The following is a 24,387-nucleotide window of genomic DNA, read 5'->3' as shown; positions in this document are numbered from 1 at the left end:
CCACGTTGCACAGCATCTTGGAGCGTTCTTATAGGGTAGCGATCTCAATGTTCTTAGGGCTTTGTTTTCAGAAGCAGAGTTATGGGGCGATTGGGGGCTGGAGGAAGTGCTGTAGGGCGCTGAGGCTCACCTCCGCCAGCAGCGCCAGCAGCGCCACGGGCACCGCCCCCACCAGCAAAATGGCGGAATCGTAGGCGGCAAATCCCAGGACGATAAATTCCCCCAGTCCCCCCGCCCCGACAAAGGCGGCCAGGGTGGCGCTGGCGATCACCTCCACGGTGGCGGTCTTGATACCAGAGACTACCACCGGAAGCGCTAGGGGAATTTCCACCCGCCGCAGAATGTCGCTACCAGACATGCCCATACCCTTGGCAGCTTCTTGCACCGCCGGGTCAATGGTGCGGAAGGCTACGTCAGTGCCGATCAGAATTGGGGGCATGGCCAGTAGGGTCAAGGCGATCGCAGCGGCGTTGAAGCTGAGTCCCAGTACCGGAATGGCCAAGAACAAGATTGCCAAGCTGGGAATCACTCGCAGAATGTTGAACCCATTGATCACGAGGTTGGAGACCCGTTGCGATCGCGCACTCCAGAGGCCCAGGGGTAACCCCAGCAGCAAACTCACCGCCAGAGGCACCGCCACCAGCAACAGGTGCTGCTGACAAGCGGCCCAGAACTTATCACTATTGGCCAGAGCATAGCCATAGGCTTGGTGGAGGAGTTCCATCGGCTGCCAAAGTTATATGCCAAAGGGGCATCAACGTAAGCCGAGACAATATGGGCTCCGAGGAATTCAGGAGTCATGAGCTAGGAGTCAGAATCCAGTACTTTCCTAGATTCTGGCTCCTAACTCCTCCCCACGAGAGTTGTCCCACTTTGAGTTGATACCCCACTAGTCGGCTTCAGCAGGAACCGTCACCCCCGCTAACTCAGTGCCGCCCAAGGTTTTGACCGTCAAGACCTGGGGCGGGGTCGCATCTGGAGGATAGATTAAATCCACCTCCACCAAGCTATCCGCCTGGGGAGGAATGCGAACTTGCACCAAGGGCTCGCCCTCTTGGCCCCGCCGCTGGACCACGTGAATATAGCGATTCCGCCTTCGTCCCAGCAAGTTACCTACATGGCGAATCCGCACTGTACCCCGGAAAAAGATGCGGTCCTCCGGGGGTTGACGAAACCGCAGGCCCTCCGTCAGCGCCTCATCCTGCAAGGGGGTTTGCAGTTTGACAACGACAGTTTGCTCCACATCGGTAGGGTTTTTCAGCGGCATCGACACCTGGTAATGGATGCCATAGTTGCCATGGGCGCGGTAGGCGGTGTCGGGATAGCGCACCAGCATCTCGGCACTTTGCACCTGACCCGTGCCCAGGGTGTTGCGATCCACCGTACTCAGCACATAGGAGAATCCCTGCCCCGGATTGGGAATGGTCAAGTGGTTGGCGTTTGGCCCCTCCGTAACGCGGGCAGTCCACTTCGATCCCTGGGCCACCCCTGCCACACGACCGTAAAAAAAGCGCCCCGTCCGATAGGTGCTAGGGTCACTGGGGGGTAAATCCCGAGGTCCGGCTACACCCTGGTTGACGAGCATATTCAGCCACTCCCGCAGGGTAGGAGCCCGCTCTTCGCCCCGGTTGGTGCGGGGGGCATACATGGCCATATTGGCCACATACACTGGGCCGCTACTTTCCATATACAGCAGGGCCGATCGGCCATTGCTGGGCAAGGGTCGGTCGGGGGCTACGGAGGGCAGGTTTGCCCGCAGAGCTTCGGCGGAGGCAATAAATATCCCCGTTTCTCGGACTGAGGCTAGGGGGAGCACCGATCCGGGGGGCAAGGTGGCGTCTACGGGAAAGGGCAGCCGCCGCAGGGGAATGGGGGCATTCATCAACAGGTATGCCTGCTGGGGCGGAATCTCCACTGATTCTGGCCACTGGTTTTGGTTGCGGCCCTGCAAAATATCCGTCGCTGTACGGCTTCCCGGCCCTGCAAAAACCTGCCCGTAGGGGTTCAAAACGTAGGGAGGGAGAGCGTTAAAGGGGGCCTCTTGGCTCAGGTAGCTGACCCCCTGCAATACCCGAAGGGTGATCGGACGATTGGTGGGGTTATAGACCACGGTGCCCATGAATAGGGTGCGTCGATCCTCATGGGTTAACCCCCGTGCGACGTGGTGGGCAAAGATATCGAAGCGACCTTCAAAGGGAAAATCCAGGTGGGCCTCGGGGTTACCCATGCCCTCGGCGGGAAAGGTGGAGAGGAGAATGCCTTCCCGTTGCACCAGTTCGGGACTGTTGCTATTAAAAACGGGGACTGAGTCTAATTGTCCCGGTAGGGGACGGATCGGTTGTTGACGAATGACCTCAGCGTACTGTTGTGCTTGGGCTAGCTGGGGCGGAGCCGTTGCCGCCTCGACCGGAAGGGCTGGAGTTGCCAGAGTTATGTGGGCAAGGGACAGCCATGAAAATGCAGTCAACATAGGGTATTCAGTCTCAGGGCCAGTCAGGGATCCAGACGGGTAGGGGGAATCTGCGATCGCGGTTTCAAGATCCTTATTCAAGACCCTCAAAACCCGATGCACCCTACAACAAACACGGACACACAATCGTCCCTATTACAGAGTGTCAACAAACATATCATTGACTGCCCTAGGCGGCTACCGGGGACGGGATCAAGAAAGCGATAGATCCGGTCTGAACCCTGCCCCTAGGCCCACTCCAGGATTTGGGAGAAACATTCGGCTATTGAAGTGCAAGTCCCCTACAAGGCAATAGGGGCTTTAGTGGCGTAGGAATAGGCGTCAAAATTTCCAACGTAGGCCGTGTGGGTCACCAGCCCCGCCTGGGGATGCCACAGATGGAGTTGAAAGGCGGGGGGCTCCATGACAAAGGCATTCTCCCGCGCTGGAGGGAAGCGGAGGGCCACCTGATGGGCGACGCTGGGGGCAATGCTACCCAGGGTGCCTGCCCACCGCAGTTGAATCGGGCGGTGGAGGTGGCCACATAGAATTCTTTCCACGGCGGGATACTGGCTCACCAAGGCCGCTAGGGGCTCTGCTCCCCGGCAAAACAGCTTGTCCATGCCAGGAAGCCCAGTAACAAAGGGAGGATGGTGCATACAGATCACCGTAGGCCGATGGGGTTGTGCTGCAAGCTGCTGCTCTAGCCAAGCGAGACGGTCCGCATCCAGTTCCCCATGGCTAGCCCCCGGCACCAGGGTATCCAGCACCAGCAACCGCACTGGATAGTCCTCCACGGCGTACTGGAGAACCCCTTCGGCAGGCACGTAAGGCAGATCACCAAAGATCTGACGAAAGGCATCGCGATCGTCATGGTTGCCCAGGGCCAAGTAGAGCGGGGCGCGGAGGGGAGCCAGGAGATCTGCCAGAGTCTGATATTCCGCCACCGTCCCTTCATCCACCAAATCCCCCGTGGCGATGACCAGATCGGGCTGGGGATTGAGGCGGTTCAGATGCGCGATCGCGGCGGCCAAAAAGCCTGGAGTATCTACCAGACCATAGACCTTCTGACCCATGACCCCCACATGCAGGTCCGTAATTTGGGCAATCAGCATGGATTCCTCCCGAGGGTGACCGTGGCGCGCCCCCTAGGGAGCCGGACTGGCCTCGGTCCCCGAGGCTAGCCCCTTGCGCTTGACCCAGCGTAGCCAAATCAGCCACATTTCAGCAGGTTTGCCATAGAAACTGAAAATATCGCCAAAGGCCCGGTAGCCATAGCGATGGTGAATCCAGTGGCGCTCGGGGGTAGTAATGCCGATCCAGCGACACAGGATTTTCAGCCAGTCGGGGGTGCAATACTGGGGAGGGAACCGATGCCGCCAGATCACATGGCCCTCCGCTAGCAGCAGCCCCAGGGCAATGCCCCAGGGGGAGAGAAGCCACAACAGCGGCACAAAGGCGAAGTAGGGCAGAGCGCTGCAAAACCCATCCAGAAGGGCAAGGGGCTGACGGGTCCGCAGGGCGTAGCGGACAAAGCTGCGGCGGGGACTATGGTGGACAATGTTATGAAACTTACCAAATACGTGCTCGGGCACGTGGTAACAAAATGTGGCGACAAAATCTCCCAACAGCAGCAGTAGTCCTGCCGCCGCTAATGCTTTGATAACGTCCAAGGCATTTTCTCCTCACGGCCTGGGGCCACGCTATCAATCGAATGTTAACAAGACCTTAATTTGGGATTTAAACCCTGTAGAGTCTGGCTTAAGCTCTTGCCAAAGACACGACGAGATCGCCCGTGACCCTAAATCTCCGCTAAGGTATTCAACTAGCCCTTTGCCTTATCTCCCGGCCTCATGGGGGCCATCGGGATGGGGTTGGTAGCGCTAGTTTTCCAGGACTGGTTTCTCAGGAAAATGTGAATGCCTCGTCCCTGCTGCGGGACGGGATGCTCCATAGCCGAAGTGTTTGCTTTCTATAGGTGTATGTATACCCTCAGCCCCCTTGCCTGTGCTCGCCTCAGTCGTCTGCCTAAACTCCCCGTAGTTTGGGAAGGCGACCGCCGCCCCATCGCCCATGGCATGCTGAGTGCCTTTGGCTATGACAGCGAAGTAGAGGAAAATGACGCCAGCGACTGCATCATCTGGGTAGATGGCACCGAGGGGGTCCTGCGGGCAGTCAGCATTGTCCCGGCGGATACTGGTCCGGAAGCAGTAGCCCGTACTCTGCTCCAAGCCATGGAGCATCCCCAGGGAGCTATGCCCCCCGCTCGTCCCCACAAATTAGTGGTGCGCGATCGCGAAATTCAGTTTTTTCTGCGGGGAGCACTCCAGAACCTGGATGTGGCCATCGACCATACCGCCCATCTACCCCTAATTGATGACATTTTCGACAGCCTAGAGCAGCAGGAAATGGTGGCCGAACCCGAACTACCGGAGGGTTGGCAGGAAATTCTGAATAAACTGGCTCAGGATATGTGGGATGTTTCCCCCTGGAATGAGCTGAGCGATCACCACATCATTACCATCACCCTCAACCGCTGGGAACTAGACACCCTCTACGTCTCTGTTCTGGGGATGCTGGGGATGGAATACGGTCTGCTGCTGTATCGTTCCGAGGAGTCTCTCAAGAAATTCCGGGAGACAGCCCTGATGAAGGGGCGCAGCACCCAGCAAATGCAGCAGGCGTTTTTGTCCCAGGATTGCCTATTTCTGAACTTTGAACTCTTCGAAGACGAGGAGGATACCCCCCCCATTGCCTTACCCTGGATGAAGGCAGCCCCCTCGGCAGTGGAGCCAGACTTTGGCAGCATCCATCCCCTAGAGGGGTTGCGCCACGGTCTAGAAGTAGAGGAGGCAGCAGCCCTTCGGGTCAGCCTCACGGCGTTACATAAGTTTTTTAGCGCCCATGAACGAGCGCTCTCTAAAGCGGTCTTCCCGACCCTCAGCGCCAACTATACCCTCCCCGATCCCCTGGATGGGAGTTCCATCTCGGTGACCGTAGCCACCCACCCCCAACTGACCCAGACCCTGGAGGATATGGATGCCGAAGTTTCCGACGATGGCATCGCTCCGGACCTGAGCCTCTTCCCCACCTTTCGCGATGACTACATCCCAGAGGGGGCACTGATTTTGTTGACCCACTTCCCGGCTTCTGTACTGAATGGCTGGCGCGAGCTACGGCATTACTACGGGGCGGAGCACCAGCCTCCCTTGGTAAATGAGGTGCCTATGGTGGTGATTCAGACCTCTCGACCCAAGGCCAAAAAACTGGCAGAACAGCTCCAATCCGCCCAGGCAGTGACGGCGGTGTGCTTCAATCCGGGCCGTGACCCCATGACCGGGGAGCAGTTTCACCTGGGACTCTTGCAAACTGGGGATGGGGAGTTTCATCTATTCGTGGAGTTCTCTGAAGAAGATCCCGAAGAGCGTCGCATTGTCCAGAACTGGCACAAGTGGCAAGACACCTATGGCGACCGCTGCGTTGTCATGATTGCCAGCGGTGTCACCGGAGCCTTCCGAGGTAAACCCGGCGTTCGGGAAAGCGTCGCCTTCTTTGAAACGCGATCGCGCACCCCCGCTGACTTGAGCTTGCCGCCGTTGCAGATGACCTATGCGTTGGATTGGGAGTGATGGGGTATTGGGGTATTGGGGTATTGGGGTGATGGGGTATTGGGGTGATGGGGTATTGGGGCGGGTTTGGCTCGTATTGACTGGGGCATCCAGGATGGGAGGCTCAAAACCCGCCCTGGCTCGTATTGACTGGGGCATCCAGGATGAGAGGCTCAAAACCCGCCCTGCCCCGTGCCGGGTAACCTGCCAGAACAGGATGTCAGCGAAATAGGCGGCGAAATATTAAAATAAGTAAAGCCATTCTGAAAGGATCATTAACGGCCCATGCGAGTTGCGATTGTTGGAGCGGGGCTGGCCGGGTTATCCACCGCCGTTGATCTGGCGGATGCGGGTCACGAGGTCGAGATTTTTGAGTCGCGTCCCTTTGTCGGGGGCAAGGTCGGCAGTTGGGTAGACCAAGACGGCAACCATATCGAAATGGGCCTGCACGTCTTCTTCAATAACTACACCAACCTCTTTGCCCTGATGCAACGGGTAGGGGCCTTTGAGAACCTGCTGCCCAAGGACCATGTCCACACCTTTATCAATCGGGGTGGCGAAATTGCCACCCTGGACTTTCGTTTCCTCCTCGGGGCTCCCTTCCATGGCCTAAAAGCCTTCTTCACCACCGGACAACTCACCCTCCAAGACAAGCTGCAAAACGCGATCGCACTCGGTACCAGCCCCATCGTCCCCGGCTTAGTCAACTATGACCAAGCCATGAAATGGATCCGCGCCCTAGACAAAGTCAGCTTTGCCGACTGGTTTCGCCGCCACGGCGGATCCCAAAACAGCCTCAAACGCCTGTGGGATCCCATTGCCCTAGCCCTAGGCTTTATTGACACCGAGAACATTTCCGCCCGCTGCATGCTCACCATCTTCATGATGTTCGCAGCAAAAACCGACGCCTCCCGGCTGAACCTACTAGCGGGCTCCCCCCAGGAACATCTCCACCAGCCGATTTTGAACTACCTGCAAGCGCGGGGAACCAAGATTCACACCCGCCGCCAGACCCGACGTATCCTATTTGAAGACATCGACGGTAAAACTCAGGTAACGGGATTAGTCATCGCCCAGGGGAGCACCGAAGAAGTGGTCACCGCCGACGCCTACCTAGCCGCCTGTGATGTTCCCGGCATTCAGCGTTTGCTGCCGGAAGCTTGGCGGCAATGGCCCCAGTTTGACAACATTTACAAACTAGAAGCAGTCCCCGTAGTCACGGTGCAGCTCCGCTTTGACGGCTGGGTGACAGAAATGGTAGATGAAGCCCAGCGTCGCCAAGTACAACAGGCAGCGGGCATCGACAATCTGCTCTATAGCGCCGATGCCGACTTCTCTTGCTTTGCCGACTTAGCCCTAGCCAGCCCCAAGGACTACTACCGTGAGGGCCAAGGCTCCCTGATGCAGGTGGTGTTGACACCGGGGGATCCCTTCATCGCGCTTAGCAGCGAGGCAATTGCCCAGCATGCCCTGAAGCAAATCCACGACCTCTTCCCCAGTTCTCGGGAACTGACGATGACCTGGTTCAATGTGGTAAAGCTGGCCCAGTCCCTCTATCGGGAAGCACCGGGAATGGACCCCTATCGCCCCAATCAAATTACCCCGGTGGGGAATTTCTTCTTGGCCGGCAGCTACACTCAGCAGGACTACATCGATAGTATGGAGGGGGCGACCCTGTCGGGCCGTCAAGCCGCCAAGGCTATCCTGGCCATCCTTGACCCTATTCCTGTACCCGTGTAGCCCATGGCCGATTGGTTAGAACACAGCGTATTCGTCGAAGTAGACGTGCCCATCGATCTGGCCTGGAGTTTGTGGTCAGACCTAGAACAAATGCCCAACTGGATGAAGTGGATCGAGTCGGTGCGCATTCTAGAGGAAGATCCCGAACTGTCTCGCTGGAAGTTAGCCACTGGGGGCCTAGAGTTTAGCTGGCTCTCCCGCATTGTTAAGCTGGTGCCCCACCAGATCATCCAATGGGAGTCAGTGGATGGCCTACCCAATCGTGGGGCAATTCGGTTCTATGATCGCAAGGGTCGCAGTACGGTAAAAATGACCGTGGCCTATTCGATTCCCAGTCTCCTGGGCAAGCTGATGGACAATCTTTTCCTCGGTCGAGTGGTGGAGTCCACCATTCAAGCCGACCTAGACCGCTTTCGCGACTATGCCCTCGCTGCCCAGCGGCGGCAGTAGCGGCACGGGTGGGCGCAACCCCAACCACCGCCATGGCCCTGGGGACTGACCTCCAGCGGCATACCCAAGCCATAGAAGCGGCCATTGGGATGGGCCTGAGTGAGCCTCAGCGTCGCTACTACGCCCATTTGCTGATCTGTCGGTTACTACTCATTCACGTATTGCAACGGGGGGGATGGCTACCGGGGGCCGATCCCTGGTATCTGCAAACCCTGCTGGGCTATAGCCAGGAGCAGGGTCGCGATCGCTTTTTTTCCCAAGTGATCCTACCCCTATGCTGCCAGGGGTTTGGCCTGCCTCCCCCAGAACGGCCCCCGGCCCTAGGCCCCCAACTGGGGACGCTCCCCTACCTGGGTTCTAGCCTATTTGAACCTCAGCCCTGGGAATTGCGCCCTGACCTCCAGATGGCCGACGAGCCCTGGGAAGCGCTGCTGGCCTGGTTGGCAGAGCAGCCCGATGTCATTCCCCTAGATACCCTTGCGATCGCCTTTGAGCAGTGGCTCGCCTCTGCCCCGATGACTTCGGAGAGTCCTGACCCTGGACTCACTGCCACCGTGGAAGCGGTAATTGGGGACGCGATGCTCTCCGCCCTAGCCCAGGAGACAGGCCAGACCTTTCCTGACCTGGAGTCCTTGATCGCCGATCTGGGGGATGATCTCTGCCAGCGGTTAGTCGAGACCATCCTGCCCCGGACCACGGTGCTAGACCCCGCCTGTGGCTCCGGGCGACTACTCCGGGCCGCCCTGCCGCCCCTGTATCGCCTCTATGACGCCTGCTGGCGCTATGCCCGCCACAGTTCCAGTCTGGCCCTAGGGCGCTGGGCAGAGGCCCTCCACCCCCAGGGGCCAAACCCCGCTTGGCGCTTGACAGCCCACATCCTGACGCGCCACCTCTACGGGGTGGATCTACGGCCCGAAGCCGTGGCCGCTACCCGGTGTCAACTGTACTGGGCGCTGTTGGCGACGACGACCCCCGCCCAAGGGCTAGCTCCCTTGCCCTCCCTTGCCTTTACCGTGTTGGAAGGGAATGCTCTGGTCGGGCTGATTCGGGTGGATGCGGCCAGCTTTGACCAAACGCTAGTACCGACATCGACCGCGAAAACGACCGCAGAAACGCCAACAGCCATGCCAGTAGAAACGGTCGTACAGGGAAGTCTCCTTCAGCCCCTAGCGGCGGAGAACTACCGATCGATCCGCCAAGAGAAACACATTCGCATTGAGCATTACCAGGCTCAAAATCAAGTACTGGAGGAAGGAAATCCCCTGCCCCAGTATGCCCAGGCGACATTTTTGCGCGATGGCAAAAGGCCAGTCGAAGACCATCGCATTTCCGACCTCAACCAAGTGGCTCAGGCCAAGCTCAACCAACTGCTGCTGGATGAATTTAGCCAAACCCTGGGAATTCGTCTGCGAGAACCCAGGCCCGATGGCCGCCACCGCAAACGGCTGCTGACCCTGGCAGATATCGACGCCCTCAACCCCTGCCACTGGGGATTTCATTTCAGCGATGCCATTGAAACCGAGGGGGGGTTTGCCGTCATCCTCACCCAGCCCCCCCAAGGCACCCTGCGCCCCAGAATGGAGCCCTTCTATCGCGACCATTGCGATCGCTTCCAAGCCTTGGGGATTGATCTCAAAACCTTTCGCAAACAGCGTCAATCCCTATTACAGCGATACCCCGACCTAGCTGCCGCCTGGAGTCAATACGCCAGCCATATTTTCCTACTGGGGGACTATTGTCGTCGCAGTCGCCACTACAGCCCTCCCCAACGGGGTACCCTCCCCCGCGCCCTCTACCAGTCGGCCCTATTTGCCCGCCGCTGTGAAAGCCTTCTCCGCCCTGGAGGCGTGTTGTTAATCTTGCCGCCAAAGACAGTGCCGCGCTGCTGCTGAAGCTTTTGCTGCAATTTAGAAGGTGTCTGAGCCTGAATCTCAGCGACTAACCTTTCCCCAGCTCGGATATCAGCCTGAATCGCTTCCCGATGGTCGTAATAATACGCCAGCGCCGCATAGATATCCGCCAGGGAAATGCTGGGATGGTGATAAACAATTTCATCGGGAGAAAGGCATCGGGAGAAAGGTTCATCTGCTCATGCCAAGCCGCGATATCCTGTACCCGGATCCGGTGCCCAGCAATGCGGGGCTTGCCGCCGCACACACCTGGGGTAATCTCAATATGTTCAGCAATGGTTGAAACAGTATCCATTAATAATCCTCCTAAGAAACCCGGATCCTTATAATGTGAAATTCTTGTGGGTCAGGCATCTTGCCTGACCGTGGACAGCCGGGACGGCTATCCACGCAAGACCTGAGTGAGCCCCTGCTCTACCACCTCAACCCCAGCTCCTGGCTTGGAAGACTGCTCCGTCAGAATTTGTCGCCAACGGCGGCTGCCCGGTTGGCCATGGAACAGCATCAGCAGGTGTCGAGTGATTTTGTACAACTTAAGCCCCCGGCCTGTCCAGTAGTCGATGTAGGGCAGCATGGTGGCTACCACCTGCGCCCGTGAAGGGGGAGACATATCAGCGCCAAAGAAACGCTGATCCACCTCCGCAAAGAGGTAGGGGGTATCGTAGGCGGCGCGGCCAATCATGACCGCATCTACCGCCTGGAGTTGTTGCTCGACTTGGTCCAAGTCGGTAAACCCACCATTGATCTCAATCCATAGCTGGGGAAAGTCCTGCTTGAGGCGGTGAACCTCGCCGTAACGGAGAGGTGGCACCGTGCGGTTCTCCTTGGGGCTTAAGCCCTGGAGCCATGCCTTGCGGGCATGGACCGTAAACCGCTGACATCCGGTGGCGGCGACGGTAGCCACAAAGCTGAATAGATGCTCATAGTGGTCCAGATCATCAATGCCGATGCGGTGTTTGACACTAACGGGGAGGGGGCTGGCCGCCATCATTGTCGCCACACAGTCCGCCACCCGCTGGGGCTGGGCCATGAGACAGGCCCCAAAGTGGCCACTCTGAACGCGATCGCTAGGGCAGCCCACATTCAAGTTGATTTCGTCGTAGCCATAGTCCGCCGCAATCCGGGCACAGGCGGCTAAATCCTGGGGATCATCACCGCCCACTTGCAGAACCAACGGCTTTTCATCCGGGGTAAAGCTGAGGAGATGATCCCGATCGCCCCGAAGAATGGCTTGGGAGGTCACCATCTCTGTATACAGCAGCGTGTGACGGGTGATCTGACGCATCATGTAGCGAAAATGGCGATCGGTGCGGTCCATCATTGGGGCCACACTGAGGGGAAACCCCTGGACGACTTCTGAAGAGCCTCCCTGCTGCGGAGCTAGGGGATGGGTCAAAGGGGACAGAGCGGGCCGAGACATGGAGGTGAGATCGCGCAGGCGAACAGGATGAAAATCTTCCCTAGCCTATCTCACCCCAGGTTAGTCCTAGGGTTCTTGACCGGGTCGGGCAAGGCCAGTCCAAGGGAATAGAGCCACCCCAGAGCATGATCTGGATTTCCCCGTTGTAACTTCAAAGCAACTTCACAGTAGATGCGTCACTTAATATGATGATCATGCGCTAGCTTAAAGGCATTATGGATGTGGAGCCTAGGGTGCATCGCTCCGTTTTGGTCTGGGGAAAGTCGCAGGGCAAAGGTAGCGATTGCTGTAGCCGCATCGGTCGGGTTACTGTGGAGCCACCTTTGGTAAGCCTACGGTTTTCTGGCCTGGTGACTATCGCAATGGGAGAGGACGACCGGCGTGCTTTATCTGGCTGAAGTTCAAAAGAAAAGTGGAGTCTTTGGCAGTGGCAAGGCTGAGTTTAAGCTTTTGACCTGCCAGAGGGGCGAGACGTGGACAACGGTACCGGGCGATGAAGTCGTCGCTGCCCCTGATGACGCGACCTATAACGCCGGAGCCTTAGTCATGCTGGAAATGGGGGGAAACCGCCAGATTCAGCGTCACTACGATGCCGGTCGTCCCCTAGTGGGCATTCTGCAAAACTTTTCCAGCCAGAGCAAAAAATTCAAGGCCCAGGAAGAGGAGATTGAACAGTGGAAGCAGTCCCTCACCTTCCAAAGCCAAGCCCTGAATCAGCGGGAGTTAGAGCTAGAAACCCGTCAAGAGCAGGTAGAGCAGGCGGAATCAGACGCGGAGCAAATCGATGCCCAGCGCCAAGAATTAGAAGCCTCCCAGGCCGAGATGGAAACGTTGAAGCAGGAGCTAGAACGTAAAACCCAGGAGCTAGAGGGAGCTTGGGCGCACCTGAATGGTGAGATTCGGCGCTTTGAAGAGCGCCAAGCGGATGTTCAACAGCAAGCGGGTCTAGACGAATCCCAAATGCAGCAGATCCAAGATGCCCTAGATCGCCTCATGGGGGCGGTTGCCCCTACGGAGGAGGTACGAGAGCAGTTCAACCTAACCTACGAGGCGGTAGATCAGCAGAATGGAACTCTCACAACCCAGGAGCAGACCCTTGCGGATCAACAAGCAGCTCTAGCGGACAAGCAGGCCCAAATCCAGCAGGAGCAAGAAGCCATTCAGGCCCGTTGGCAAACCTGGCAGGAGGGGGAAGCGACCCTAGGTGAGACTAAGGCCAACCTTAAATTCCAGCGGCAGCTCCTCAGTGTCAAACAGGATCGGGTCCAGCGCCTCTCCCTCCATCTCCAGACCCAGAGCAGCCTGTATCAACAGGTCTATGAATTGCTCAACACCTCTGATAAGGTGCGCCTCAGCAACAAGGTTGATGTGGCAGCCCTAGAGGCTATGGCCCTAGATGCCCTGAAAAGCACCGTCAGCGAGTTAGAAAAGGATCTGGAGAAGGTCTCCCGGTTTGTCAGCGACCAGGAAGAGGAGCTCAATTTTGAGCTGGAGGCTATTGATGAACTGAAGCAGAAAATTGCGCAGGCCAGTGAATACGACCGACTCCAACTGGAAACGGAGTTGGTGGATGAACAAGATCGCTACCAGATGTTGAATGAGACCCTAGTGGGTCAGCGGCGTAACCTCCTAGAGCGGGAAGAAATCCTCAGCCAACATCAGGCGGTTTTGCGCCGACGCCAGGGGATTACTGCTGACGAAACTCCTGCCAGCGCGGTAGATCTAGAACCTGTGATGGCACAAATTGATACTCTCCGGGGACAAACCTCTGAGGATATTAAGGCGCTAGAAACGGAGATTAAGGCGATTCAAGCCACCATCGAGCAGCTCAAGCAAGAAGTCGAACAGCAGACGGGAACTCAAGCAGCGGCTCGAACCGAAATTCTGGCTCTAGAGGCGGAACTTCAAACCAAGCGAGATGAGGTGGCGGCCCTAGGGGGGCGGGCTGTCCTTCTAGAGGAATTGGTGGTGCCAGTGAAGGAGGGCATTGCCACCCTACGACAAAAACTGGATGAGACGGCGGCGTCCATCGCGAAGTTTCAGGAAGCCAGTGATTATCAACTTCAGGCGATCGCGGAAATGCGGCAGATTATCACCAGTTTCTCTGGAGATGTCTCCCAAGCGACGGCAGCATCCTAGCTATGGCTGATCCTGTGATTTGGGTCAACGAGCAGATTGATCCCTCTGGTATTCTTTACTCCTGCATTGCCTGTAGCGATCAGGCCCAAGCCCAAGCTTGTCACGAGTCTTTCCAGGCCAATCTGACGGAAGCTCAACGACAGTCGGGGTGGGTTGCCCGTCTTCGCACGGTGGCGTCGTGGGACGAGGTGCCGGTGAATGCCCTGAAGCTGAATTAGCGAATTAGCTGAATTAGACGGCGGGGATTTTGCTGCGATCGCTAGCCAAGACGACCCCTACGGCCCCACAGTAGAAATGTTCGCCTGTATGGGATTTGAATAGGACCAGCTATGCCTACGGAATTGAGGACGAGATCCGCTGTTGAACGTTTTCGCCAGGATCATTTTCAGCTTCGACCCCATCTAGAGCGGTTTCTGGCCAATCCCGATACGTGCCTTGACACTCGCCTGAAGGGGGCAACCGACAATCTGGCGGCGTTGAGTCGTCAGGCGTTTTCTTGGCAGACGGTGGAGAGTTTCTACCGCGATACCGTGGGAGATGAGTATCTCTTTGATCTGGCGGACTGGCACATGACCAGCGAGGATTACATTGCCGATACTCTGGAACTGGTGCAGGACTATGCCCAGGGGACGGTGTTGGATTTTGGCGGAGGAATTGGCACCCACACTCTGGCAGCAGCCCTCTGTCCAGCGGTGGAGCGGGTGGTCTACTGTGACATTAATCCCTTTAACCGGGCTTTTGTGGAGAAGCGGGTGGAATGGCTGGAGCTCACGGACAAAGTTGAGATCGCAGCCACTCTCGCCCCTGAAGCCCGCTTTGACACCGTGGTCTGTTTTGATGTGTTTGAGCATTTACCCGATCCCGTTGCCCAACTACACCAGTTCCACGCCCATCTACACCCCCAGGGCAAGCTGATTGGCAACTGGTATTTCCATAAGGGCCGAAACAACGAATATCCCTTCCATCTGGATGATCCCCTGGTAATTCGGCGGTTTATGGAGACGCTGCCAAGCCTGTTTATTGAGGAGTTTCACCCCTATCTGGTGACGGCCCGCTGCTACAGCCGGAGCAGCCAATGACCGGGGTGATGCCTGTGGCGCTGATTGGCCTGGGAACGATGGGGGCACCCATGGCCCTGAACTTGCTCAAGGCGGGATATTCGGTAATCGTCCATAATCGCACCCGCGATCGCGAAATTCCCTTAGCAGCAGCGGGAGCCCAGCGGGCGGAGTCGCCCCAGGCAGCAGCGGCAGCCGCAACGGTGGTGATCACCTGTGTCAGCGACACTCCCGACGTGGAATCCGTCCTCCTGGGAGAGCAGGGGGTGATCCACGGAGCCGCAGTGGGGACGGTGGTGGTGGATATGTCCACCATTAGCCCCACCGCCACCCAGCGCATGGCAGCAGTGCTGGCAGAACGGGACATTGCCTTTCTCGATGCCCCCGTTTCCGGCGGCTCCGAAGGGGCCAAAAACGGAACCCTATCGATCATGGTGGGGGGCACAGCGGCGGATCTGGAGCGGGTCCGGCCACTGTTGTCAGCCCTGGGTAACACCATCACCCACATTGGCCCCACGGGGTCGGGGCAGTTGACCAAGGCCATTAACCAAATCATCGTGGCGGGCACCTACTGGGCCGTGGCGGAGGGCATGACGCTGGGCATGAAAGCAGGACTGGATATGGAGCAGGTCGTGCAAGCCGTGGGCAGCGGTGCTGCTGGATCCTGGAGCCTCACCCATCGCTCCGGCAATATGATCGCCAATGAATATCCCCTCGGCTTTCGGATGCGTCTGCACCAAAAGGATTTGAAGATCGCCCTAGACGCTGCCCGCGAATTGGGGGTGACGGTGCCCATGGCAACCTATGTGGATCAGATAGAAACGGGCCTGATCGCCCAGGGGTATGGGGATGAAGATTTGTCTGCGATCGTCCGTAGTGTGCGGCAGCAGGCGGGGTTGGAATTTTAAGTTTTGAGTTTTGAATTTTGAATTTTGAATTTTCAGGTTTGAATTCTATGACGATTGACTTGATTTGTTTGCTAATTCTGGCCCTATGGACGGTGCCACTGAACCATGGCCCCGCGATCGCACGGGTGCAGGCCGGTGGGGTGAAATGGGCGCTGAGTAATCGAGAGACGCCGGTAGAGGTTCCCCTCTGGGTGGGACGGGCAGATCGGGCGCAGCGCAATCACCACGACAATTTGGTGATGTTTGCAGTGGTGATCTTAACGACGGCGGTGACGGGGCAGGCGGATGACATTACCGCGATCTCAAGTATTGTCATCGTGGTGATGCGGATTCTCCATGGGGTGTTTTACGTTCTAGGGATTCCCACCCTACGATCCCTCACCTTTTTCGCCGCATTTTTTGCCCTGTGGGTCATTGTCTGGCGACTGGTGATCTAAACCCTGCATTAGGCACGGAAACCGCGCCCCCAAGAGGCTTGCAACTCAAAATTCAAAACTCAAAACCCAAAACTCTCTCACCCATCACTCCCGACAAATATCCTCCAATCCCGTGCGATTGGTGTGCAGGTAGTCCACCAGCCAGTCACAGCTACTGGCCAGCAGGCTATCCAAGGTATCCATATTGGTCAGGTTCCAGATCAGGACCGTGCGATCGCGGCTGGCGGAGACCACATAGCGCCCCAGGGGATCAACCGCCACATCATTGAGGGCCATCCTATGGCCAGATAGGGTGGACTGCAAGGTACCCTCCAAATCCCAGAAGCGCATGGTATTGTCGCTGCTGGCGGTAACGATCCCATCACCATCGGCGGTAAACACCGCCGACTGCACACTGTCGCGATGACCCTCTAGGGTGGTCGTAGGTTGCCCCGTAGCCACATCCCACAGACGTACCGTGTTGTCGTGGCTGGCGGAAGCCAGCAGAGTACCATCGGGGCTGAACTGCACATCAAAGACCCAGCCCTGGTGACCCGTGAAGGTTTTCAACCGCTCCCCCTCCACCGTCCACAGATGTATGCGGTGATCCCAACCGGTGGTGGCCAGGGTGGTGCCATCAGGGCTAAAGTCCACACTTATAACCCCATCTTGGTGGCCTTCCAGGGTTTGAACTTGCGTACCTTCCAGGGTCCACAGGTAGCTGCGATTATCATCACTGGCAGAGGCGATCAGGGTGCCATCGGGGCTAAAGGCGACCCCATTGACATTATCCTGGTGCCCCGTCAAGGTCTGGAGCAGGCGTCCATCTCGATGCCACAGGTAGAGATTGCCATCCGCACTGCCCCCTATCAGACGTTGACCGTCGGGGTGAAACTCTACCGCCAAGATGCGATCCTGGGGGCCTTCCAGGGTATTGATAAGGGTGCCGTCTCTGCCCCACAAGCGCAGTTTTTGGTCGTCACCGACGGAGGCCAGGGTGTCGCCATCGGGGGAAATCGCCACACTGTTAACCCCCTCTTGGTGGTCCTGAAGGGCAGTAATGTGGGGACGATTCAGATCCCAGAGACGTAGGGCGCGATCACCACCGCCACTGATCAACACTGAGGCGGTGGGATGGACAGCGACGGCAAAAATCTGGCCCGTATGCCCCAACAGGGTGGTTTGAAGTTGACCGTTGCGATTCCAAAAACGGATGGTTTTGTCCGAACCCGCCGTGACCAGTTTCTGGCCATCGGGGGTGAATTGCACCGCATTGACCGGCCCCTCATGGGCTGGAAATTGCTCTAGGGCCGTCAGATCGGGGGTATTTTGCCCCACTTCCCAGAGGGAAACTTGGCCCTCTTCACTGGCTACTGCCACGGTTCCTAGCCGTAGAGCCAGGGACAAAATCGGACTTTGGTGGGCTTGGACCTCAGCCTGGAGTTCCCCAGTAATGGACCAGCGGTAGAGCCAACCCTGATAGTCTCCGGCAATCAGCGTATCCCCATCGGGGCTAAAGACTAGGGCTTGAATACCGTTGCGGTGCTCACCCAGGCTGCGAATCAGTTGCCCATTTTCAGTATTCCGCAGGTCAATACGGCCATCCGCCCCTGCCGTTGCGATCGCACCTCCATCAGGGGAAAACTGCACCACCCAGGCAGATTGGTTCCCCTCACCTTGCCACTGGTGCTGAAGGCGTCCCTCCAGATTCCAGAGATAGCCATTCCCCTCCAGATCCACCGCCGCAATGCTCTGGCCATCGGGAGAGATAGCACCATCATGGAAAGACGCGCCGGGACTTTCAAACAGTTGAATCAGGGTGCCGTCGGGGTGCCATAGCCGCAGGGTGCCATCGGCACTGGCAGATAGAATCTGGCTACCATCCCCATTAAAGGCCACATGCCAGATCGTAGCGCTGTGACCTTCAAAGCGATTCCGTTCATGAACCCAGACCAACGCCTGTCGCAGGGCACTGGTGACAGCGGCATAGAGTTTAGGATCCTCCACCGCTGGCGTGATGGTTTTCAGGAGATGGCCCGCCTGGGTAGCGGTAATCAATGCCTCAAAGCGCTGGTCCGAGAGAAATAATGCCTCCGCCGAACGGCTCAAAGCTTCCAGGTGCGATCGCTCCGCCGCCCGCTGGGCCACCGCCGTTTGGCGATAGAGCCCCAAACTGGTCAATCCCAAGGCGATCGTCAGCACCGACACCGCCGACACCAACCGCAACCACTGGCGCTGAGACGCCAACGTGGATGCCTGGTGCACCATTTCTGCTTGACGGGCCGCCGCCTCCACCTCCGCACTGGCCAACACATATTGGTGGTGCAGAGGAGTCGGCTTGGGTTCCTCTTCTCGACCCTGAACCAAGTATTCATTAGCCCGATGGAGATCCTTCCCCCGGAGTAGATAGCTGGCATCCCGCCCATTGTTATCCCACTCCAAGGCTCGCAATAGGAGCCGCGTGTGGGTGCGCACATAGTCAATATTCTGGTCTAGGGCCGCCAGCAGCCCCCGTAATCCCCCATCAAAATCGTCCTCTGGACGCAGAAAAATCCAGTTGAGCCGCGCCAGTTCGGGGTGGACCTGATCCGGTTGGACATCCTGATAGACCACAGGCACCAAGCGCTTGTTATGTTGCACCGCATGATCAATTTCCTGGCGGCAAACCTGAGACTGGACCGAGTCAGGACTCAGCACAAAAATAAAGGTATCCGCCAGCTCAATCCCCAATTCAATCTCCTGCCACCAGTCCACCGCCAAGGGAATATTCTCCCAATCTACCCAGACCTCCCGATCCGTAGCGCTGAGGGCAGTGTAGAGTCGTTCCACAAAGGGCTTGTTCCGGCGGGAATAGGAAATAAAGACATTGGCCTGTTCGGAGGCGTTATCCAGAACCTTAAAGATGTCCTTGGGCATTTGTCGCCCAGTCTTAGGGGCGAGGTTAACCCGATACACCAGTCCCTGTTCACCTTCTACCGCCTTCAACAAGCCCCTGTGTATGAGGGCGTCCAAGGTAGCCTGCACCGCAGCAGGCTCTTGATCTATACGGTCGGCAATTTCCTCCAGGGTGGCTTCATACCGTCGCATCAACCAGTTGGCTAGGGACTGGTGAGCCGAGGGCATCAACAACAGGTCCGCCATCTTCAGCCCTTGGCTGGTAGGGACGGGGGATGAACCTTCCGATTTATTCTTCGATCGTCGGGATGGCCCTTTTAGCAACTCGTCTAGTGACCGATCCTCTCCCATTCCCCAACTCCGATAGATGACGACCCTGATGGCATGACCGCTCCGCCCTAAGGCTGTTTCCCGAAAAGAAAGTCCTATTTGGCCCTACAGCCCTAGGAAAAGGCTGACCAGGTGATGGGGCTATCTTTAGCAGACCATCGTCTCGGGGAAAAGTAGGGGGTTGGATGACATCCGTAAAACTCCTGAAAACATCCTAGCTTCTCTGGATGATATCCGTACTAATACAGAGCATCAGGGTCGTGGCTTACGCCGATCGGGCGGAACTTGGGGGTTGGGTGGGGGCATTGGGGGGCGACGGTAGGAATCGCGCAGACCCTCTAGGTGGGGGTCAATGGCAATAGCATCAGGATCGTTGGGCTCCAGGGGCTCAATCTCAGTGGAGGCAGAAACCCCAGCAAAAAATCCACTACTCAGGGGACTTAAGGGATGGGGACTACTAGGCATCTTGTCGTTAGAATCGTCATCCTCCCGCTGTTGTTCCTTGGCAATTTCCGACAGGTAGGTTTGCACATCTCGTCGGATGATGCGCTCAACTCGGGTGGAAAAAACAGGATAGGCTTGCAGATGACTACCGGCTTTGCGATAGGCCCCACTGATCTGGAAGTATTGCCATCCCTCGCTCTTGAGGCTTTCTGCGGTGGTTCGATACTGTCGCCACCGCACGCCGTATTGAAAAAACTCCTCTATGGCGGTGCAGACAGCAACCACCTGGGTAAAGCCAAACAGAGCCAGGGGAAAGATACTTCTGACGTACTGTTCACCAGCACTCTCAAGGCCAAAGTTGTTGAAGGCGACCAACGCCGGAATAATTACTCCACCAATGACGGTGGTCAGGCGGAGGGCATAGTAGCGTTTTTGGGACTGGCTTGCTTTTTGATCGGTCCAGATGACTTGGTCGAGCCAGCGGGCTTTCATGGATTGTTTGTAGAGTTCCGGTAATTCCAGCGAATCTACAATGGTGGACATTTCTGCCCGCAGCATTTGATGGTAGGACATCTGAGATTTAGCCATGGGGACTAGAAAATGGGGGTGGCAGTGCTTCTAATATGTTTATATAGCTTTGGCCAATTTGCTTCAGACACCGAAGCCCTCTGGGATGGTGAGGGCCACAGCAAATTGACTCGCAATCTTGCCTTAATTCGACTGGCGACTGCTATGGCGATCCTGCATGAACTGTGAGCAAGCATCTTATTCCGTGGGTTTTCTCTTGGCGGAGACGCTACGGGAATACAGGGCTCAACCCTCACTACGATGGCCTTCGGAAATCAAATAGGATTGCTATGTGAGGTTTCTATGTACCCAGGACTGTATCGCTGGCGAGCATTGGTCATTAGTGTGGGGGTGATTGTGCCCTTTGGCCTGATCACAAAGTTCTATCGGGGCTGGGGCCAGTCCTGGCTGAATGACAGCTTTGGTGGCATTCCCTACGAGATTTTTTGGATGTTGGTGGTGGCGATGGTGTGGCGGCGGGGACGGCCCGAGGCCATTGCCTTGGGGGTTTTTCTGGGCACCTGCGCCTTGGAGTTTCTGCAACTGTGGCAACCCTTGTGGCTTCAGGCCATCCGCGCCACATTACCGGGAAGACTGGTGTTGGGCAACACCTTTAGCTGGGGTGACTTTCCCTACTATGCTCTGGGCTGTACCCTAGGCTGGCTCTGGCTGAGGGCACTGCCGCGTCAACTCAAAGCGGGATAAATCTTCTGGGGAGGAGTTAGGAGTTAGAATTCAGCACCCTCCTGGCTTCTGGCTCCTAACTCCTGAATTCCTCGGAACCCATATTGTCTCGGCTTACGTTGATGCCCTTGTCTAGATTACAGGCGGCTCTGGGGTATTCATTTAGGCTTTCAATACAGGAACGATCGCCACCTGAAAAAGATCTTCAAACCAGACCTTCTTGTCCTCTAGATTCCAGAGTTCCGAAGCGCAGTCGTCCCCAGGACGGGCGGGGGTGAGTTCTAGTTGTAGGGTCTGGCGATCGATAAAGTGGTAATTGACAGCAGAGATCACGCCAATGCCACGGCGGTCTAGGGCCACCGCCACCCGCAGGATAGCACTGAGGTGAGCCACCAGTTGGCGATGGTATTTGCTGGGCAGGTTCTTGTAGTTTTCGTGTTTTTTCTTCGGTAGGCTCTTGCGGTGGTAACGGGCTACGTTGGCAATGACTTCAATTTCCACCTCGGTATAGCCCAGCAGTTCCCCATGGCGAATCAAGTAGTAGGAATGCTTGTGGTGACCAGAGTGGCTAATGAAGTGGCCGCAGTTATGGAGCACGGCTGCCGCCCAGAGCAGTTCTCGCTCTGGATTACCCCAGTTATGGAGGGTGCCCTGGATGGCATCAAAGAGGTTGAGGGCGTAGCGGGCAATGCGATCGCACCGATCCATCGGCACACTATACTTCTGGGCCGTATTGAGCACATAACGCTCCCGTACCGAACTTTGGAACTGCATCCGGTCTTCGATCAGACCATGGGTGAGCATCCAGTCCACGACCACCCCTTCCCGTAGAGCCCGTTCGCAGATGGTGAGGGTTTCAGTACCCAACAGCGCCATCGCCTCTTGCAAAATGATGGCCCCCGGCAGAATGATTTCTGCTCGACGGGCCGCCATATCCGGCAGGGCAAGGCGCTCAGCATAGGACATCTTGCGTAGTCGCTTGATCCACTGATCTAGCTCTTCCCGGCTGATCTGAAAGCCATTTAGGGGGTCGGGGACAAACCCGAGACGATCATGGGCGGTGAGGGTGGCTAGGCATTCAATTGTGCCGGAGGTGCCCACCAGTCGCAGGCGTTCCTCCGGTTCCAGATGGCGTTTGAGATCTTCCACTGGCGGTTCTAGGCGACCCCGCACATAGGCTCTCAGGTAGGTGAATTCTTCGTCGCTGAGGGGATCGGTGGTGACAAATTGGGACATCAGGCGCACTGCGCCCACCTTGGTGCTGCTGAGAAACCGATGAATTTCCCCTGTGCCTAGGATCACTTCTGTCGATCCGCCGCCGATGTCAATGATGGCGTGGGGGCGATTGTGAAACTCCATGCCCGATAGCACCCCTAGGTAGATGCGACGGGCTTCCTCGGTGCCGGAGATCAAACTGACGGCTAGACCCACCTCCTGTTTGACCCGTTCCAGAAAGGCGGGGCCGTTATCGGCCTCCCGCACCGCACTGGTGGCCACGGCAATGATGTCCTCGGCTTGGAAGCTTTCGGCAATGGACCGACAGCGCTTCAGGGCGCGGAGTCCGCGTTCGATGGCCTCCTCCGACAGTTCCCCGGTGCCTTCACTGAAGTTACCTAGACGGACGGTCTCTTTTTCTCGGTCGATGATGGTGAAGGTGGGAAATTGGGGCTGAATTTTGACCACCACCATGTGGATGGAGTTGGTGCCCACATCAATCGCCGCCAAAATACGGTCATGGCGTAGGGGGTCTCGCTCAAATCGGGCGGGATATGCGATCGCAACAGGTTCAGGAGCAGCAGTCTCAACCATAGCCAGTTCAGGGAAGTCTTTGCTTCAGATCCTACAGGGGGATGCGAACTCGTCGAGATGAACTCGTTGATATAGAGATCCCTAATTAGAGATCCCTAACACTCCGATTGGACTATGGCCTCAATCTCGCTGGCAAGGGTGGGGAGATCGGCAGTCAGTACCTCGGCCCCGGTGGCGGTCACCAATACATCATCTTCGATGCGGATGCCCCGTACATCGCCAAAGTCCTCTAGGCGATCCCAGTTCACACAGTCGCGGTAGCGATCGCGGCGATCGGGATCCTGCAAAATGCCGGGGACTTGGTAAAAGCCCGGTTCAATGGTGACCACCATCCCGGCCTGAAGGGGACGATCGAGGCGGAGATAGCCCAACCCAAAGCGATCGCTGCGTTGGCGACCGGGGGCGTAGCCCGCCATGTCGCCCAAATCCTCCATGTCATGCACATCCAAACCCAGTAGATGCCCCACCCCATGGGGAAAGAATAGGGCATGGGCATCCCGTTCTACCAACCCCACGGGGTCACCCTGAAGGATACCCAAGTCCACTAGCCCCATCGCCAACACCTCACAGGCGAGGAGGTGAATATCTCGGTATTCCACCTCGGGGGCGGCTTTGGCAATGCAGGCGTCATGGGCGGCCAGCACCACGTCATACACCGCCCGTTGGGTGGGGGAAAACTGGCCGGATACGGGCCAAGTGCGGGTTATATCCGAGGCCCAGCCTGTGGGAGCCTCTGCCCCCACATCCGCCAGCAGTAAATCCCCCCGCTGGAGGGGATGGTGGTACTGCTCGTTATGGAGCACTTCCCCATGAACGGTGACGATGCTGTTGTAGGCGCAGGTCAGGTTGTGGCTGAGGATTACCTGCTCCATTGCCGCCCGTACTTGGGCTTCCGTAGTTGCCGTTCCTGTTGCCGCCATCCCCGCCCGGTGGGCTTGAACAGAAACGGTGGCGGCAGTGCGGATATCTGCGATCGCAGCGGCATCCTGTTCCAATCGTAGGGCAATTACCGCTAGGGCCAGAGCCTTATCCTGAGCGGGCTGAATGATGCCACGAATTGGCAACTGCTCGGCAGCGGTAGCGGCATCCTGCACCGCCAGGGTCGCCACCCCCGAGGCAAACCGAGGCAGTTCTGCCAGGGGATAGGCGGCATCGGCCCCCAGGGTTGCGGCTAGGTCTTCCCGACTGGGGGTGGGGCCATGCCACAGGGCCGCACTGGGACTGGCCTCGTCTAGGAACAGAGTCAGCCGTCCCCCGTCTAGCCGAATCGCCGCATTGGGTAGAGATATCCCCGCAAAGTAGAGAAAATGGCTGCTGGCCCGAAAGGGATAGGTCAGTGCAGGGAAATTACGAGAGACGGGCTGACCAGACCACAGCACCACCGGGAAATCAATCCGTTGCGCCAGCCGCTGTCGGCGCTGCCGCAGGGTTTCAACAAGGGCGGAGGGGGCCACGGTGGAGGTCATGGATTCAGTAAGGGGGAAACAGTTATTTCATGCTACGAGGGGTTTGGGGTTGTCGTCATCTGTCTGGGGGTGGGAGTGGGGGGGTGAGGGGGTG

The 24,387-nt window shown here is 57.4% G+C and carries 21 protein-coding genes; 10 read left to right on the top strand and 11 right to left on the bottom strand.

The window, feature by feature from the left end; translation table 11 throughout:
* Positions 1–79: 79 nt before the first annotated feature.
* The 4 genes from LEP6406_RS0202655 to LEP6406_RS26350 all read right to left on the bottom strand — a co-directional run bounded on the left by LEP6406_RS0202655 (position 80) and on the right by LEP6406_RS26350 (position 4,122).
* The gene (locus LEP6406_RS0202655; RefSeq protein WP_008312119.1) at positions 80–724 is read right to left on the bottom strand and encodes an ABC transporter permease; all 645 of its coding nucleotides are present in this window, start codon (positions 722–724) and stop codon (positions 80–82) included.
* Positions 725–889: 165 nt separating this feature from the next.
* Complete coding sequence (locus LEP6406_RS0202650) at positions 890–2,470, bottom strand: DUF3370 domain-containing protein (protein ID WP_008312121.1); 1,581 nt, start codon at positions 2,468–2,470, stop codon at positions 890–892.
* Positions 2,471–2,751: 281 nt separating this feature from the next.
* A complete protein-coding gene (locus LEP6406_RS0202645; RefSeq protein ID WP_008312123.1) occupies positions 2,752–3,564 on the bottom strand; it encodes a phosphodiesterase in 813 nt (270 codons plus the stop codon).
* 33 nt (positions 3,565–3,597) lie between these two features.
* Positions 3,598–4,122, bottom strand: a complete 525-nt coding sequence (locus tag LEP6406_RS26350; protein WP_008312125.1) for a sterol desaturase family protein — start codon at positions 4,120–4,122, stop codon at positions 3,598–3,600.
* Positions 4,123–4,431: 309 nt separating this feature from the next.
* Between LEP6406_RS26350 and LEP6406_RS0202635 the strand changes: the two genes are divergently transcribed.
* The 4 genes from LEP6406_RS0202635 to LEP6406_RS0202620 all read left to right on the top strand — a co-directional run bounded on the left by LEP6406_RS0202635 (position 4,432) and on the right by LEP6406_RS0202620 (position 10,139).
* Positions 4,432–6,078, top strand: a complete 1,647-nt coding sequence (locus LEP6406_RS0202635; protein WP_027268776.1) for a DUF6930 domain-containing protein — start codon at positions 4,432–4,434, stop codon at positions 6,076–6,078.
* 264 nt (positions 6,079–6,342) lie between these two features.
* Positions 6,343–7,797: a 9,9'-di-cis-zeta-carotene desaturase gene (gene zds / locus LEP6406_RS0202630; protein ID WP_008312128.1), complete on the top strand. Its 1,455-nt coding sequence runs from the start codon at positions 6,343–6,345 to the stop codon at positions 7,795–7,797.
* Between the two features lie 3 nt (positions 7,798–7,800).
* Positions 7,801–8,247: an SRPBCC family protein gene (locus tag LEP6406_RS0202625; RefSeq protein ID WP_008312130.1), complete on the top strand. Its 447-nt coding sequence runs from the start codon at positions 7,801–7,803 to the stop codon at positions 8,245–8,247.
* 8 nt (positions 8,248–8,255) lie between these two features.
* Complete coding sequence (locus tag LEP6406_RS0202620; RefSeq protein WP_155834615.1) at positions 8,256–10,139, top strand: hypothetical protein; 1,884 nt, start codon at positions 8,256–8,258, stop codon at positions 10,137–10,139.
* Here LEP6406_RS0202620 and LEP6406_RS35565 read toward each other — a convergent pair.
* The 3 genes from LEP6406_RS35565 to dusA all read right to left on the bottom strand — a co-directional run bounded on the left by LEP6406_RS35565 (position 10,040) and on the right by dusA (position 11,577).
* Entirely contained in the window at positions 10,040–10,276 is a 237-nt protein-coding gene (locus LEP6406_RS35565; RefSeq protein WP_263971235.1) for a DUF433 domain-containing protein, read from the bottom strand. The genes LEP6406_RS0202620 and LEP6406_RS35565 overlap by 100 nt on opposite strands.
* On the bottom strand, positions 10,186–10,452 hold the full coding sequence (locus LEP6406_RS31835) for a DUF433 domain-containing protein (RefSeq protein ID WP_008312135.1): 267 nt from the start codon (positions 10,450–10,452) through the stop codon (positions 10,186–10,188). Before LEP6406_RS31835 ends, LEP6406_RS35565 begins: the two co-directional genes overlap by 91 nt.
* Positions 10,453–10,539: 87 nt before the next feature.
* Complete coding sequence (gene dusA / locus LEP6406_RS0202610) at positions 10,540–11,577, bottom strand: tRNA dihydrouridine(20/20a) synthase DusA (protein ID WP_008312136.1); 1,038 nt, start codon at positions 11,575–11,577, stop codon at positions 10,540–10,542.
* 381 nt (positions 11,578–11,958) lie between these two features.
* Between dusA and hmpF the strand changes: the two genes are divergently transcribed.
* The 5 genes from hmpF (at position 11,959) to LEP6406_RS0202585 (ending at position 16,119) form a co-directional block, all read left to right on the top strand.
* Positions 11,959–13,716: a pilus motility taxis protein HmpF gene (gene hmpF / locus LEP6406_RS0202605; RefSeq protein ID WP_008312137.1), complete on the top strand. Its 1,758-nt coding sequence runs from the start codon at positions 11,959–11,961 to the stop codon at positions 13,714–13,716.
* Positions 13,717–13,718: 2 nt separating this feature from the next.
* On the top strand, positions 13,719–13,934 hold the full coding sequence (locus LEP6406_RS0202600; RefSeq protein ID WP_008312138.1) for a hypothetical protein: 216 nt from the start codon (positions 13,719–13,721) through the stop codon (positions 13,932–13,934).
* A gap of 111 nt (positions 13,935–14,045) precedes the next feature.
* A complete protein-coding gene (locus tag LEP6406_RS0202595) occupies positions 14,046–14,795 on the top strand; it encodes a class I SAM-dependent methyltransferase (protein WP_008312139.1) in 750 nt (249 codons plus the stop codon).
* Positions 14,792–15,682, top strand: coding sequence for an NAD(P)-dependent oxidoreductase (locus LEP6406_RS0202590; RefSeq protein WP_008312140.1), 891 nt, complete (start codon positions 14,792–14,794; stop codon positions 15,680–15,682). Before LEP6406_RS0202595 ends, LEP6406_RS0202590 begins: the two co-directional genes overlap by 4 nt.
* Positions 15,683–15,729: 47 nt before the next feature.
* Positions 15,730–16,119 carry an MAPEG family protein gene (locus LEP6406_RS0202585; RefSeq protein ID WP_008312141.1) on the top strand — a complete coding sequence of 130 codons (390 nt, stop codon included), beginning with the start codon at positions 15,730–15,732 and terminating at the stop codon, positions 16,117–16,119.
* Positions 16,120–16,203: 84 nt separating this feature from the next.
* Here LEP6406_RS0202585 and LEP6406_RS0202580 read toward each other — a convergent pair whose 3' ends face one another.
* Together LEP6406_RS0202580 and LEP6406_RS26340 are read right to left on the bottom strand one after the other, a co-directional pair.
* Entirely contained in the window at positions 16,204–19,239 is a 3,036-nt protein-coding gene (locus LEP6406_RS0202580; RefSeq protein WP_027268774.1) for a TIR domain-containing protein, read from the bottom strand.
* Between the two features lie 336 nt (positions 19,240–19,575).
* Positions 19,576–20,355 (bottom strand): DUF4231 domain-containing protein, encoded by a 780-nt coding sequence (locus LEP6406_RS26340; protein ID WP_008312143.1) that lies wholly within the window; start codon positions 20,353–20,355, stop codon positions 19,576–19,578.
* A 282-nt stretch (positions 20,356–20,637) separates the two neighbouring features.
* Here LEP6406_RS26340 and LEP6406_RS0202565 point away from each other — a divergent pair, with 282 nt between their 5' ends.
* Positions 20,638–21,039, top strand: coding sequence for a ribosomal maturation YjgA family protein (locus tag LEP6406_RS0202565; RefSeq protein WP_008312145.1), 402 nt, complete (start codon positions 20,638–20,640; stop codon positions 21,037–21,039).
* Between the two features lie 141 nt (positions 21,040–21,180).
* Here the strand turns inward: LEP6406_RS0202565 and LEP6406_RS0202560 are convergent, their stop codons facing one another.
* A complete protein-coding gene (locus tag LEP6406_RS0202560; RefSeq protein WP_008312146.1) occupies positions 21,181–22,827 on the bottom strand; it encodes a Ppx/GppA phosphatase family protein in 1,647 nt (548 codons plus the stop codon).
* Positions 22,828–22,922: 95 nt separating this feature from the next.
* The gene (locus LEP6406_RS0202555; RefSeq protein WP_008312147.1) at positions 22,923–24,293 is read right to left on the bottom strand and encodes an aminopeptidase P family protein; all 1,371 of its coding nucleotides are present in this window, start codon (positions 24,291–24,293) and stop codon (positions 22,923–22,925) included.
* Positions 24,294–24,387 lie beyond the last annotated feature (94 nt).

It is taken from the genome of Leptolyngbya sp. PCC 6406 (assembly GCF_000332095.2).
In the GTDB taxonomy this organism is placed as follows: domain Bacteria; phylum Cyanobacteriota; class Cyanobacteriia; order Phormidesmidales; family Phormidesmidaceae; genus PCC-6406.
Note: the sequence above shows the minus strand (reverse complement) of the source record. Positions and strands in the feature narration are given on the sequence as shown.